12 protein-coding genes and 1 pseudogene are annotated in these 14,958 nt (G+C 41.7%); 4 read left to right on the top strand and 9 right to left on the bottom strand.

What is annotated here, in order from left to right:
- Positions 1-31 precede the first annotated feature (31 nt).
- On the bottom strand, positions 32-1,042 hold the full coding sequence (trpS, locus tag FD724_RS10755) for a tryptophan--tRNA ligase (protein ID WP_179072620.1): 1,011 nt from the start codon (positions 1,040-1,042) through the stop codon (positions 32-34).
- 44 nt (positions 1,043-1,086) lie between these two features.
- Between trpS and FD724_RS10750 the strand changes: the two genes are divergently transcribed.
- Positions 1,087-1,539: a hypothetical protein gene (locus FD724_RS10750; RefSeq protein WP_179072619.1), complete on the top strand. Its 453-nt coding sequence runs from the start codon at positions 1,087-1,089 to the stop codon at positions 1,537-1,539.
- On the top strand, positions 1,511-2,461 hold the full coding sequence (locus tag FD724_RS10745) for an acyl-CoA desaturase (RefSeq protein WP_306297095.1): 951 nt from the start codon (positions 1,511-1,513) through the stop codon (positions 2,459-2,461). Before FD724_RS10750 ends, FD724_RS10745 begins: the two co-directional genes overlap by 29 nt.
- 288 nt (positions 2,462-2,749) lie before the next feature.
- On the opposite strand, the gene FD724_RS10740 is transcribed toward FD724_RS10745, so the two are convergent.
- On the bottom strand, positions 2,750-3,883 hold the full coding sequence (locus FD724_RS10740; RefSeq protein WP_179072617.1) for a cyclopropane-fatty-acyl-phospholipid synthase family protein: 1,134 nt from the start codon (positions 3,881-3,883) through the stop codon (positions 2,750-2,752).
- A 545-nt stretch (positions 3,884-4,428) separates the two neighbouring features.
- Between FD724_RS10740 and FD724_RS10735 the strand changes: the two genes are divergently transcribed.
- Together FD724_RS10735 and FD724_RS10730 are read left to right on the top strand one after the other, a co-directional pair.
- A complete protein-coding gene (locus FD724_RS10735) occupies positions 4,429-5,895 on the top strand; it encodes an efflux RND transporter periplasmic adaptor subunit (RefSeq protein WP_179072616.1) in 1,467 nt (488 codons plus the stop codon).
- Between the two features lie 10 nt (positions 5,896-5,905).
- Positions 5,906-7,123 (top strand): ABC transporter permease, encoded by a 1,218-nt coding sequence (locus FD724_RS10730; protein WP_179072615.1) that lies wholly within the window; start codon positions 5,906-5,908, stop codon positions 7,121-7,123.
- Positions 7,124-7,154: 31 nt separating this feature from the next.
- On the opposite strand, the gene FD724_RS10725 is transcribed toward FD724_RS10730, so the two are convergent.
- The 7 genes and pseudogenes from FD724_RS10725 to FD724_RS10695 form a co-directional block, all read right to left on the bottom strand.
- Positions 7,155-7,610: a two-component system response regulator gene (locus tag FD724_RS10725; protein ID WP_179072614.1), complete on the bottom strand. Its 456-nt coding sequence runs from the start codon at positions 7,608-7,610 to the stop codon at positions 7,155-7,157.
- 408 nt (positions 7,611-8,018) lie between these two features.
- Positions 8,019-8,264 (bottom strand): hypothetical protein, encoded by a 246-nt coding sequence (locus tag FD724_RS10720; protein ID WP_179072613.1) that lies wholly within the window; start codon positions 8,262-8,264, stop codon positions 8,019-8,021.
- On the bottom strand, positions 8,255-10,567 hold the full coding sequence (locus tag FD724_RS10715; protein ID WP_179072612.1) for an NACHT domain-containing NTPase: 2,313 nt from the start codon (positions 10,565-10,567) through the stop codon (positions 8,255-8,257). Before FD724_RS10715 ends, FD724_RS10720 begins: the two co-directional genes overlap by 10 nt.
- Before the next feature lie 1,136 nt (positions 10,568-11,703).
- Positions 11,704-12,095, bottom strand: a pseudogene (locus FD724_RS10710) (fasciclin domain-containing protein).
- 336 nt (positions 12,096-12,431) lie between these two features.
- Positions 12,432-13,034, bottom strand: a complete 603-nt coding sequence (locus FD724_RS10705) for a hypothetical protein (RefSeq protein WP_179072610.1) — start codon at positions 13,032-13,034, stop codon at positions 12,432-12,434.
- A gap of 45 nt (positions 13,035-13,079) precedes the next feature.
- Positions 13,080-14,105, bottom strand: coding sequence for a glucokinase (locus tag FD724_RS10700; protein ID WP_179072609.1), 1,026 nt, complete (start codon positions 14,103-14,105; stop codon positions 13,080-13,082).
- A gap of 84 nt (positions 14,106-14,189) precedes the next feature.
- The gene (locus tag FD724_RS10695) at positions 14,190-14,837 is read right to left on the bottom strand and encodes a histidine phosphatase family protein (RefSeq protein WP_179072608.1); all 648 of its coding nucleotides are present in this window, start codon (positions 14,835-14,837) and stop codon (positions 14,190-14,192) included.
- Positions 14,838-14,958 lie beyond the last annotated feature (121 nt).

Here is a 14,958-nt window from a genome sequence, read left to right as displayed (position 1 = left end):
GGTATAGCAAATCACACCTAAAAGCGAAAGCTTAAAGAGGAAGCGAGTAGCCTAAAGCAGCTTTTACTTGTGATAAAGTTTGATTTGCGATCGCTCTAGCTTTTTCCCCTCCATCCCGTAACACAGACTCCAAATAACTTTTATCTGCCGTTACCGCCTGATATTTTTCTTGAATTGGTTTCAGCGACTCAATAATTGTGTCTGTCAACAATGGCTTGAATTGTCCCCAGCCCATATCCTGGCACTCAACTGCTACATCTTCCTTTCTCTTCCCAGACAGCAATGTATACAGCGTCAACAAATTATTACACTCTGGACGCGCTGGATCGTCGAAAGTCAGCCCACGAATCGGATCGGTTTTACAACGCTTAATCTTGTATTGAACCTGTTCGGGTGAATCTAGCAAACTGATTCGGCTTAACTCCGAAGGATCGGACTTCGACATTTTGCGTGTACCATCGGCTAAACTCATCACCCTTGCCCCTTCCTTACGAATCAAAGGGTCTGGTAACTTTAGAACTGGCTGATCTGGTTTACCAAATTGGTGATTTAACCTAGCTGCAATATCCCTTGTCAATTCCAAGTGTTGCTTTTGGTCTTCACCCACTGGTACTTTATCCGCTTGGTAAAGCAAAATATCAGCCGCCATCAAGACTGGGTAATCCAACAAACCTGCACTCACATTTTCTCCCTGTTTAACAGCTTTTTCCTTAAACTGGATCATGTCTTGCAGCCAGTTTAGCGGTGTAATGCAGTTGAGCAACCAGGTGAGTTCACTGTGGGCTGAAACGTGAGATTGTACAAAGATGGTGGAGTGATTTAAATCAAGACCACAAGCTAGATACAGAGCAGCAAGAGTGTAGGTATCAGCTGCCAACTGTTTCGGGTCGTGTGGTACTGTGATCGCGTGCAAATCGGCTACAAAGAGGTAATTTTCGTATTCACTCTGACCTTCTACCCAGTTGCGAATGGCTCCTAAGTAGTTACCTAGATGGTAATTGCCTGTTGGTTGAACTCCAGAAAGAACACGTTGCTTGCCCATAAATTTCAACTAAGTTATCTCAAATCTGCGCTAATAAAGTGGCGATGTCTGGTGAAAAGTCGCAACTCTTTGGAGACGCTGCGCGAATGCGCCTACGCAAAACTCATTTAATTTTGACATTTTCCAGTGCAACTCGCTGTTACGGGATTAAAGATTTTAACTCAAATCCGATTGCTATAGAAACTCTTTACCCGGATTTCTCACGATACTGTAGGCAGAGGAGTGTGGGGAGCGTGGGGAGTGTGGGGAGCGTGGGGAGTGTGGGGAGTGTGCGGGGTCAGATTTCTTCCCCATCCTCCCACACTCCTCAACCGCTCACAAGTGAGAAATCAAGGTTTACTGGTTTTTTGCCATCGCTTGTGTTTGAAACTGCTTTTTATATTCCAAGCGAATTGTGCCAAGATATGCGTGTATGTACTAACGCTGACAAGGGTGGGCGTGCTGTCCGCAAGCTTTACTGCGGCGAAGATGTGGTGCATTTTTATTTTGAAGCTTAAGGACGTTAGAAGACTAATGAAGCAGTACTCTCATCTCACGATTATTTCTTACATATTAGGCCCTACTTTGATCGTGGTGAGTCATTTAGGATCATTACTGATTATTGTTACTGGCTTATCGTGGGGTGCTGTTTTGTGGGCCGTGTTGTTATATGTAATACGAATGCTTGCAACTACTGGCATCTATCATAGGCTACTCACCCACAAGAGCTACCAGGCTCCAACCTCAGTTCTATGCGTTGGAAGTATAGTGGCTGCTTCAGCCGGACAGATGGGGCCAAGTTGGTGGAAAGCTCACCATATCGAGCATCATCAATACTCAGATCAGGAAAAAGATCCTCATTCTCCCTATATGCCTTTCAAGGCTATCAAAGGATTCTGGTGGTCTCAAGCTGGATGGCTATTCTCCCCACAGTTTTTCCCCTCCAACCTTCCCAGCGATGTTGAGAGTAATGTGGTTTTAAAGATTATTGACCGTTTGCACTTCATTCCCACCGTTGCTCTTGCTGCGCTCTCATACTACATTGGTGGAGTTGAATATCTCGGCGCTTTTTTCCTCAGCACGACTGTCCTCTTCCACTGTGTCGCCACCGTCAATTCACTCAGCCACATCCTGGGCGAGCAACCGTTCATAACCAATGATCACAGTCGGAATCATTGGCTCGTAGCATTTCTAACCTTGGGTGAAGGCTGGCATAATCTTCATCACGCATTCCAGTGGTCAGCCCGGCATGGCATAACCGTGCGAGGAGGCCAGGTTGTCTATCTTCCAGACCCAACATTTTGGTTCATTAAAATCCTTGAGTTCCTGAAGCTAGCGTCAAAGATTAGAGTGCCTTCTGAACCAGAACTTATTGTTCGCGCCAGAAACCGCAACTTTCAAAACTCAGTGTTCAAGGCAAAAGAAAAGACATCCGTCTGATATTTTGGTTGACAGATGGCTCAGGAAAAAAGTCCACTAAAAACCTAACCTCCTAACCCCCTTCCCGATGCGGGAAGGGGGAAAATTCAAAGTCTCTCTCCTTTTAGGAGAGAGATTTAGAGAGAGGTTTTCCAGATGCTGTGAAAAGTCTGTTCCTTGCCGTCTCAGTCAAGAATCTAAGGATTTAACTGGCTGAAGATGTTTTTGTGAAGAAAGCATCTTCAGCTAGTTAAATAAGGAAAGGCAGGATGTTCATCCCCGATGAGGGAAAACACTAGCTTTGTCCGGTTAAGCATGAACCATTAAAAATTGACCATTACCATTATATTCTCCATCACAACTAGCAAAATTACGAATAAACCATATCAAATAAAACCTCCATATCCGGCGAAACTTGGCATAGTCTATGCCATAGTTTAATGTTTTTATTGTTGCCTGATTGTCGTCAAAATTTTGTAACCAGTTAGCTAGTGTTTTAGAGTAATTAGAGCCATTGAGATACCATTTTTGAATTGTTTTCAAGTCTTCTTTATGGCTTGGAACTGCATCGTAATTCCAGTACCGACCGTGTGGAAAAATATATTTGTGGGTGTAAACGCTAGACATATTGTTAGGGATGCGGACTGTGATAATGTGAATGAAAACTTTGCCATCATCCTTCAAAAACGAAGCTAATTTTTTAAAAGCTACTGTTAAGTTACCAACATGACAAAAAACCCCAATCGAGAGAATTTTATCAAACTTCGTCTCGAAATTTGCATTATTCAAATCACCTTCATATAGGGTAAACCGATCTGAACTGAGATAACTCTCAGGATCTTGCATTTTGCGGCGCATATATTCGCATTGCTCGTGGCTCAAATTAAGACCCGTAAATCTGACATTGGGGAACTTAGAAAGAATGTAATTAGGAACACATCCCCACCCACATCCAAAGTCTAAGATATTGTCTCCATCCTTGATGTCTAGTTTTTCAATCACATCATCAATCATCTGCATCTGGGATTGCTCAAGGTTTAATGCTCCTTTTTCCCACAATCCCATGCTGTACTTAGGATAAATGAGTTTCCCGTCCCCCAACATAGTATTCAGCATGGCTTGAGGCAAGTCGTACTGAATTTTCATTAATTCCCGCGATCCTTCGGCAAGATGATCAGTTTCTTTTAATACCCATTCATACGGTGCTAGTAGGGATGGGAAATATTGAAAGAAAATTGGCATACAGGTATCGAAAAGCGATTCTAGAACGGAATCAGGAACTTCTAATCCGTTGATATAAGCTTCTGCTACTGCCATCTGGACTGTGTTAACTACCTCAACCGCCCCACGAGTTACTTGATATGCAAATGGACTCTTAATATTTATATCTCCCACAATAGGTAGATACTTTTCTATTTCTTCCAGCAGGGTACTAGCAGTCATACTCATACTCCTAACAAGCATTAAAATTAATGCTACATGAGTACAATAGTTAAATTTTTTTAGCTTTTTAGTACCAAAACGTAAGAAGTTGTAACATACATTTAGGAATATTTATCTCCAACACACCTGATGCCACTTTAACTTGATAAAAGGTAAGCGTAGCAAAGGCAAACGTCCTATAACTTGGCATTAACTGCGTTTATTTCTCATAATTATTTGACATCAGGATGTTGTTCGCTCAACTCATTTCCGTTTGTAGTGGCAGTTGGTTGCGATCGCTATTCTTATATATGTTGGGTTACGCAAAGCCTTCACCCCACCTATTTTAAACAGAAATGGTATAAAGTCACCCATTCAGGTGAAGGCATACAGAGATGTAACACCTATCATGAAGTAATATTAAGCAACTATAAAGCTAATTATGCGTCTAGTTGTTAGCTTATTAATAAAGATTTAATCGAAAAATTTTAACAATTACCCATTCCTGTACTCGCCCTTTAACTACAGGCTACTCCCATAAAGCAAGATTAATTAGGCTTTTAGATATGGCTACGCACATAGAAATTCCTGTTATTGGCAAAGTTAAGTATCCATTTCGCTGGTTGATGGGGCTGATAACAGGGGGTGTTTTGGTTGTTGGTACTATCACAACCTACACCCTGATGAATCAAGGGAAAAAAGAAGATATTGCTCAATTAACTGTGCCAGTGGCGGCGAAAAACGTCACATTGAGAATTACAGCTAGCGGTAAAGTCGTACCGATTCAGAGCGTAAATATTAGTCCGAAAAACCCCGGAGTGCTATCGCAATTATATGTACAACAAGGCGATCGCATTCAACAAGGGCAAATCCTTGCCCGCATGGATAGTGCAGGTATTGAGGCTCAAAGGAGTCAGTATCGTGCTAACTTAGCCCAAAGTCAAGCGCAATTAGCCGAAGCCCTTGCTGGTAGTCGTCCTCAAGAAATCGCTCAAGCAAAAGCGCGGTTAGCACAAGCTCAAGCCCAGTTAGCCCAAGCTAGGGCTGGTAATCGTCCCCAAGAGATTGCTCAATCTCAATCCCAAGTGGATGCGGCTCAAGCAAAGGTGAATTACACCAATGAACAGGTAAAGCGTTATCAATACCTATATAAAGAGGGAGCAGAGAAAAAACAATTATTCGATCAAGCTCTCAGCGAAGACAAAAGTGCTAGAGCGAATTTAGAAGAAGCTAAAAAAAGATTGTCGTTAGTCCAAAGTGGTAGTCGGACTGAGGAAATCGACCAACGCCAAGCGGCTGTTAACGAAACACGGGCAGCATTGGTACTGTTACAAGATGGTACTCGTTCTGAGGAAATTGTCCAGCGCCAAGCGGCTGTAGCCAGTGCTGAAGCTCAATTGAAGGGTGTGCAAGTGCAGTTGGAAGATACAATTATTCGCGCTCCGCTTTCGGGAATTGTTACCCAAAAGTATGCCGAACCGGGCGCGTTTGTGACACCCACCACTTCTGCTTCTACTAGCGCATCGGCAACTTCTAGTTCAATTGTCGCCGTAGCACGTGGGTTAGAAATATTAGCTCAAGTTCCTGAAGCCGATATTGGCAGAATTAAACCGGGACAGCAGGTGGAAATTGTCGCTGATGCTTATCCTGATCAAGTTTTTAAAGGTCATGTGCGCCTAATTGCTCCAGAAGCAGTGGTGGAACAAGGTGTGACATCCTTCCAGGTGCGGGTTGCTTTGGATACTGGTACAGATAAACTGCGTTCTGGCTTAAATGTGGATCTGACTTTTTTAGGCGATCGCGTCAATAATGCCTTAGTGCTACCAACGGTGTCAATTGTCACTGAAAAGGGTCAAACTGGCGTACTTGTACCAGATGCAAAGAATAAACCCCAGTTCCGCGAAATTACAGTTGGGGCACAGATTCAAGACCAAACTCAGATATTAGGGGGAGTTAAAGAAGGCGATCGCGTTTTTGTTAATCCACCCAAAGACTACAAAATCGAGAAGGCGAAAGAAAAGAGTAATTCGTAATTATTAAGACATGAATTTTTTAGAAAGTGTCCAAATGGCGGGTAAAACCCTGCTGTCAAATAAGCTGCGTAGTGCCCTGACGATGTTGGGTATCGTTATTGGTAATGCCTCAGTAATTGCCATGATTGGTATTGGCGAAGGTGGGCAAAAGTACGTGAATAAACAGCTAGAGTCATTAGGGCCAAATGTGCTGTTTATACTGCCAGGTAATCAAGAAACTCAGCGTATCTCCTTTGAAGTGCCAAAAACTCTGGTGTTACAAGATGCCGATGCGATCGCTTCTCAAGTACCAACAGTAGTAGGAGTTGCGCCAGAGTTAAACAGGAGACAGGTAGTTACATATAGCAACCGAAACACTGATGTCAACATCATTGGTACAACTCCCAGCTTTTTATTAGTGCGGGATTTTGAAACTGCTAAAGGCAGATTTTTTAGTGAGGTAGACATCAAGCGAAATAACCAAGTCGTTGTCTTAGGTGGAGACTTGGCAGAAAAACTATTCGGTAATAGTAACGCTATTGGTCAGCAATTGCGAATCGGAAATACTAGCTTTCAAGTGATTGGGATATTAATAGCCAAAGGTTCCAGCGTGGGAGCAGATTATGATGATGCAGCGCTCATACCAATCACAACCTCAGCAAACCGACTTGTGGGAAAGAATTCTCCTTATGGTATTGCTTTAGATTATCTCGTTGCTGCCGCTCGTGATTCAGAGAGCGTGGATGCAGCAGAATTTCAAATTGCTAATTTGCTGCGTCTGCGGCACAAAATTAATGGTGAAGATGACTTTACTATCCGCTCTCAAAAGGATGCTTTGCAAACTGTCGGTCAAATCACAGGTGCATTGACAATTATGCTAGCAGCGATCGCAGGGATATCATTGTTTGTCGGCGGCATAGGGATTATGAATATTATGCTGGTTTCCGTCACCGAACGCACCCAAGAAATCGGATTGAGAAAAGCGATCGGGGCAACTGAGCAAGATATTTTGCTACAGTTCATCATTGAGGCAGTAATAGTTTCCGCAGCTGGTGGTTTAGTTGGGACTGCGGTTGGCATCAGTGGCATTCTATTAGTGGGAGCCTTGACTCCCTTAGAAGCAAGTCTTTCGCCTGTAGCAATTACTATGGCAGTTGGTGTCTCTGGTGGTATTGGTTTATTTTTTGGTGTTGTTCCCGCCCGTCGCGCTGCTAAACTCGACCCAATTGTGGCTTTGAGAAGTGCTTAGTAATCGGGCAATACGCTTCCGCTACAGTGTACTAGTGTAAAACTAATACATCGGGGCAAAAGTTTTGTGACACATCTTCCTGTACTTGATTTCTAATCATAGAAACAAATTTGTCAAGGTCGAATGGTTTAAGTAAATATTCTTCAAACTCCACATTTGGAATTAGGTCATGAGTATCTGTGGTAGATGTTGAAGTCACAATAATTGGGATATGCTTTCCATTGTCTGCTTCCATAGCACTCAATGTATTTAGCAATGTATAAATACTTTCACCTAAAAACCTAATTTCACAGACAATAATGTTGGGTGTGAACCAACTCAGGATTTCTAACGCTTCTTTTACTGAACCAGCAGTAATCACATTTGCACTCTGGTCTTTGAGTAAAAATGCGTACAAATCTCTACTATCGCGATCGTTGTCTACAACGAGTACTTCTACACCCTTGAGTATCCCAGCCGCCAAGCAAAAGCCATTGATTAAATTCATAACAAGACCTGCGATGAGGGATTTAAGTGCAAAGTGGACTGAAAAATCCGTAGTAGAGATGCTACTTTTCGCGTCTCTACTGTATGAGGTCAAAAGGTGCATTCATTGAAAATGGGGCATTGGGCATTGCAAGAGAGATTTTCGCGACTTCTGCAAGAAGTCTATTGGAAACAGCTACAAGCAGATTTTGGCTCAATATAAGAGTAGTCAACAAAGAAAAGTATCGAAAGAAGAATTTTTGCTATAAATCAAACCGAAAAATTTTCCTTTTGTAATATCGCAAAGCATTGTTTGATTTTCTAAGTTAGTTGATTAACTACGATATAAAACGTAATAAATCTCACTCCCAATCCCTCTCCTTAGCAAGAAGAAGGAGAGTATTTACTTTACTCAAATACGGGGTGATGTTCAGACTGTATTGCATTGAAGTGAGAACCGTCTTGAGAATGGGCTAAACGCCCCGCTACCGCTAACAGGAATCAGAATCAAGACAGCCATGCCGTTGGCGCAGCCTCTCATTCGCGTTAGCGTCTCTGAAAGAGAAGAGAAGGCTTTACGCTGCGCTATCCACCAGTCGCACAGAATACCCAACTGAATTCTGGCTCCTGACTCCTGAATTCTGTTTCGATAATTAACCAAAAGTATTATTGCCATTCCCTGTCCTCAAGTTCCTTTTGAGGTAACAATAAGGTGGCTTCAATTTCCTGCCTGATAGCAGCCGTCACTTCGCAATTGCTATGCAGACAATCGAGTAGTAACTTATTGGCATCGTAGTATCGTTGCAAAACTTGCTGTTGTTCGATGCTAAACTGCCACTGGTGGTTAATGTTGCGATAATTAATGACCGTCATCTTTAACTGTTCAGCCCAGGCTGAATAGTTTGTCTGCCCCCATAGCCTAAGCCGTTCTTGATTTTGACGAGAACTTGGCAATTGGTCAGAGAGTTGTTGTAGGGATTTATAAAGTCCAACATCCAGAACTATACCCAAAATGTTTGAGAGAGCATCTCCACAGGCGTGAATGTGGGCAAAGTCCTGGCTCCCATCAATTGCACATTCGACCAGCAGGTCATCTAAAGCTGTATCCAGAAACATTCCCTGATCTAGGCTGCTGGCTAGGGCAAAATGAGAAGCTATGTGAGGAGTCCGACTCAAGGCAAGGTAAAATGCTCGAATTGTTGCCTCTTTTGGTTGACTTGGAATAGTGCGAGATTTTTGGCTCGCCCAGGCTAAAAACTCTTGTAAATAAGGGTCTTGGGCAACCAGTGCATCAATCTGTTGCTTCATCAACTGTACCAGAGAGTCTGCACTTCGGAGCATGGTAGCTGTTAACAAGAAAATTTCGTGCCAGTGCGGGTCTGTAATGTGACTAACTAATCCTTCTAAAGCTTCCCCAAATGCCTCTAGATTATGGCTGGCAACGATTTTTCTTGCTGTGAAGTATTCTTGAAACGCCAGATAGGAGAAGGAAAAAATTCCCCGCGCCCGTTCTGCTAGTAGCCCATGTTGAGCCTCGATCGCTTTCAGCGCTGCTTCGCTTTCTATTTGCAGTTCTTCGGCATCCATTGGCGCTTTGGTCAGATTCTGAATATAGTCACCAATGTATTGCTCAACGATGCGTTGCTCAAAAAAGTACTGACCTTGCTCAAATGTCGCTGCTGCAATCTGACTCAATAACTTGAGCTTTTGTGGTAATAAAAACCCTCGGTAAACTTCATCACGTTCAATACCTCTGGCTTCATCCCATTTGCCCAATAGAAGGTCTAAACCTTGCTTATAAAAGTCAGTCCGCTTAGTCGGAAATTTTTCTTGGCCGTGAAACACCCAGCAAGCAAGATGCAGAAATAGGGGTGTAACTACGAGTTGGCGAAATTGCCAGTTTTCATCTAAGTCCAACTTCTCAACAAACTGAACGGACAGCGCTTGACCGTCTTGAATGTTGGTTTTGGTAAAGGCCACAAACCATTTTTGAGCAAAGGCGATGATTTGTTCTGAGGTAAACGGGGCAATCTCAACATCGGTGAAGCCTCGGAGTCTGAGTTTTTGAGATGCTGTTCGACAGGCTGCCACAAACTTATTTTTGTGATATTTTTCTGAAAACCTGCGAATTTCGCTTAAGACAGTATTGCTTTGTTGGTTAAGAATTTCATCCATACCGTCAAGCAAAATTAAGACTCTGCCTGCACTAAGTAAAGTTTCTATAGCAGAGGAATCGGAAACTCCAGATGTGAGGAACTCCTGGCGGATGTATTTTAATAGGCTGAACTCGTTGGTGACTTTAGATTCTTCAGCAAAATTTCTCAGGGTGATGAAGATCGGAACTAAGTTCCCTGCAAATGTGCCTTGGTTACATTGAATGGCGAGATATTGTAAAAAGGTGGTTTTACCTACCCCAGGTTTGCCTAGTACCCTGAGCTTAGAGTATGTTTCAACTGCCTGTGTACCAGGTATCTGGTTTTGATCGGCCTCACCTAAGCCAAAACGGTCAAATTGTTTGGGATCTAGGTTTTGCAGCGCAGTGATTTCTAACCACTGTTGACTGGCAATCTCCTCCAAAATATTCACATCTATATATATGTCATCGATCGCAACGGGACGGCTGATATCCAATAACTGCAAAATCCCACACTGGTCTTGAATTTTGTCGAAGCGTTGCGATCGCACTTTTTCCACCAAGCCATCAATATCCAGCACAGGTGGCCGGCCGTATTCTTCTAGTTCCATGAATTCTGCCGGTGGATTGCTAGCAATCTCCCGCCAATCCAGTTCTAATACAGAACAAATTTCAATAAAAGTATGACGCTCAACTGGACGACCACTAAAAAATCGCCAAATCGGTTGTCTAGTCTTGAGGTTCACTTCGGCTGACAAATTGTCTTGAGTCCACCCCTTGAGAGCAAATGCTCTTTTAGCCTGTTCAATACCGATGAGTGATGCTTGGAGCGATCGCTTGACCATAGGACAAAAACCTGCTCCTCAAATCATTAACTTTAACTTTTATTAATATCTGCAATCCTATCGCTTTTGTTGTGATAATAGCATTTTACTCTTTTAAAGTTATACAAAATCCCAGAGTATGCTCTCAAGTTTTTAAATTTTTGTGTCAAACTCAAACGTTATACACTGAGCTTATACATTTCAATCTTTTGACAATACATAAATTCAAACATTTGTTTGTAATACTTAAGTAGATTTTATAGGGCTACTTGCTAATCATTTGCTTGATTTCAAATCATAGTTGCATTACATAGATATCATCCAAATATATATTTTGTATTTAGAAAGTGGCGTTGCTGAATTCAGATATGAAAATAATTTTGCATGATTTCAAAACCTCTGTAGAGACGTTGCATTGCAACGTCTCTACACCAAGATTCATATATCTAATCAGCAACGCTTAGAAAATTGTAGTTATACAACTGGCTAAATTATCTCTATTCTTAGATTTGCGTTATTGGACTCAAGTACTAAACCTCATCTATGTTGAAACCTAGAGTTTTTTAAAAGATATAAGCTAACGCGCCTACATATTTCAATATTTTCCGTGTAGACCGTCATTAGTCATTAGTCATTAGTCATTTGTGTTTACCAAGGACAATTGAAAAAGGACAACCTCACCAGTTGATGTGCAATCTTATTTGCGTAACAGCTTATTTATGTTGGGTTACGCGATCGCTGCACCCAACCTACAAAAATACGCTTCTCAAGGTAGACGAGGTTTAACATAAAAATATGATTTTATTATCAATTAAAAAAATATATAAAGTTATTCAAATTTCTGAATTAGCTTATACTTCAAGGAAGTATAGGATAACCAAAACTTCAGAAATATTTATATATAAAATGTCAAATTATTTAGAAATTTTTCGATTGCACTATTTTAGCTCAATACGCTTGGGTTAAGGGCTACTGGCAAAAATTTTGGGTTTTCGAGACGCGATAAATCGCCGTCTCTACAAGTGTTTTGGTCTTATCTGAACTGTATTGTATTTTAGCTGTGCCACGGCATTAAGTATATTTTCAGAAATCAAACCGGATTCCTATAGTAATGAGATAGTGACTATAAATAGTTTCTAACTCACAGATGTTATTCCCTATCTATCTATATATTTATTCACCGAGGAATCAACAATGATGTGGATGACACAGTTATCATCAGCAGCATCGGATTTTGAGCCTGTGAATTATAATCTGCATTGAAACTATTGAAAGGGTCCATTTTAAAACTTGAACCTTCAATCGGCTTTATGGGCATCACCTTACCGGAAACGACGTGATACGTCAGGAGTTCCTGGATCTTATTAATATTTTCAAGCAATGTCTCTATAGTACCGGCTGGAAGCTTTGCGAATGCTTGATCTGTAGATGCAGAGGCGATAAACGAGTCAACCCCTTTGAGAGTATCTATGAGATTGGCAGCCTTGATTGCATCAACTAGGGTGCTAAAAGAACCAGCGTTAACGGCACGATCATTAATATCAGCCATTTATTTCACTTGGTTGCGTGTAATTTTGCTAACAATTTTTATCATGACATCCTAGCGTTAGAAATCATGTTTGAGTAAGCGGTTGAGTAGCGTATAAATTGTATAAAATGAGCTAAAAAAATTAAATAATTAAAATAGAGCAGAACTTAGGAATCAATGGAAAAATCTTATTAGCAAAAATCCAAGATTTTTTATCGAAACAGAATTCAGGAGTCAGGAGTGAGAATTCAGAATGAATAGCGCAGCGTTAGCGTTCGCACAGTGTCTCGTAGAGAGGACCGAGCGTCGCGTCTTTATTCTGACTTCTGAATTCTGACTTCTGAATTCTTCTTCAATTCACTTTTTCAAAACTAAATTGAAGGAATTTAAATACCCAGTAATAGTTTTAGCTAATGTTTTCTGCTGTTTTTTTGTAGTTATTGCCATTACTTGATATAACCTTCCTTCGGCAACATACATTCTACTTCTAGTGATTTTTCCTCCAGAATTGATGTACTCAATTTCTTTGCCAGGATGATTATTATAACTACGAATATTTCTTTGACTAATTAAATTGCTTTTCGTAGTCTTTAAAGCCATATCTCGTGCATTATTCAGTACAGCTTGTGGGTCAGTTATTTTACCATAACTATAAGGAAAATCATTGTAAACAACTATGTATGCTACTTCCTGTTTTGGGGGTTGTGCGGCAAATATTTCTAAGGCAATTTCCCCCATATAAGTTTTTTGGTATTCAGTATTTCTGTTGGGTCTTCCCGGCATCAAAATAGTAAAGCGACCATCTGGAGCGGTGTATACCTTCCATTGTGGCTGCACGATTTTAGGGACGGCTGGTTTGACAACAACCACCGGAGGTTTAGGTTGACGCGCTTCCACGAGAATAGAACCACCACAGATAAAGGTGGCGGCGATTAATGGCAACAGACTTTTAACTGTCATAAGTTTTACCTTTTGAGATGCTAATCTCACTGATGATGCTAGCTGTTATAACCTAGCAGCACATAAAGCAGCACCTATTAGCCCCACTTGCGGGTTGAGGATAATATACACAGGTATTTCTTCGAGGAGGGGGCGCATTCTGCCTTTTTGGGTGAAGTTTAACAAGAAACCGCTATTTTGAATTAAGGGGAGAATTTTGGGAGCAATCCCACCAGCAATGTATAAGCCACCATAAGGTAGGAGTTTAAGGGCGAGATTGCCGGCTTCTGCACCATAAGCTTCTATAAATAATTGCAAGGTTTGTTCGGAAAGGCGATCGCTACCTTCCAGTGCGGCTGTACCAATAGCAGCACCAGGATCGACGCTTTTCTCTTCCTGTCCCGCTTCTTGTTCCCAAGTTCTGACGATTTGAGCGATCTCTGGTGATTCGGTGGCAAATTTGCGATCGCGCAAAAATTGGTAAATCGCCACAATTCCCATTCCAGAAACCACCCGTTCCACAGAAACGCGCTGGATATCATGTTTACCCAACAGGTATCTCAACAGTTGAAACTCGATTTCGTTCCGAGGCGCGAAGTCAGCGTGTCCACCTTCTGAAGGAAAAACTTGATAGTTGTTTCCCTGCTTAATTAAAAATCCTTGCCCTAAACCAGTACCAGCACCAATAATTCCAATCGGGGTTTCGGGTTGAGGTTTCCCAACTTGCAACGGGTGCAAGTCTTGTTTTTGTAAACCTGAAATGCCATAGCCAACGGCGGCGAAGTCGTTAATCAAAGAAATATGTGGGATACCCAATTCTTCTTCTAAACGTTCGGTATCTAGGTACCAGGCTAAATTGGTAAGTTTGGCAGTATTTTTGACAATAGGCCCTGCGATCGCAAAACAAGCCTTTTCTGGTATTGGTGTATTAGCTTTGATTAAAAACTGCTGCACTATGGGTACTAAATCGGGAAAATCAGCACTGTGATAACTTTCCTGATAAATAGTATGTAAAGCTGGTGAATCTGATGTTTCAACCAATCGCAGAATAGTTTTCGTACCGCCGATGTCTCCTGCTAGTAACAATGTCATAGAACTTATTTGCGGATTAATGACTTTATTTGTAGGATATACCCAACCTAGCAGAACCTATGAACACAAATCTCTATCAGAGGTTTAAGCAAATCGAATAACTTCTTCTATGTGGGTTAAATGGGAAGTATCTCCCGTTAGTTCTAATAACCATTCTGGCTCTTCTCGTACCACTTTTACCAATGAACATAAAGAAGCCTTGACTTCTGTTTTGGCAATTTCCCCCACCAGCCCCATTGCTCCCCCCAACACAGATGCACCGTGTGCCACTAGCAGGATATCCTCTGGGAAGAACTCAGTAGCTAAACATCTGGCAGTTTGCCCAGAACGTTCTCGCACTTTTTCGTGAGTTTCAGGATATTTGGCGGCGATGCGCGAGGTATAGCTGGTGTCAATTCTGGGGAATAATTTTGCTAATGCTGGAGCTGAAAGTCTTTCGGGTTCTTCTGTCATCCAAGCTGGATTTAGCCATTCACTCAAACCTGTTTCCAATTTAATCGGCAAGTTGAGCAATTCTGCAACTGCGTTTGCCGTTTGTACGGTTCGCAGGAAAGGGGAAGCAAAAATATGACCAATATTTTCTTTTTTCAATCGTCTAGCTAACTGCTGTGCCTGTACCATCCCATCATCAGACAAAGGTGGATCGTAGCGTCGTTCGGCGGTGAGAAACCAATCGGGGTTTACGAAATCGAGGCGGTTAGCGTGTCTTGCTATCCAGACTATTTGACTCATAGGTTTAATGATTCCGGTGAATAGAATTCGCCGCTAAACAAATATATAGATATCTGCAAGGAGGGCTGCAAATATTAATATAAGACAAAAATCGTAATAATTATTAATAATATAAATTATT

This window comes from Nostoc sp. C057, from assembly GCF_013393925.1.
Taxonomy (GTDB): domain Bacteria; phylum Cyanobacteriota; class Cyanobacteriia; order Cyanobacteriales; family Nostocaceae; genus Nostoc; species Nostoc muscorum_A.
This window is presented reverse-complemented; position numbering and strand designations above follow the sequence as displayed.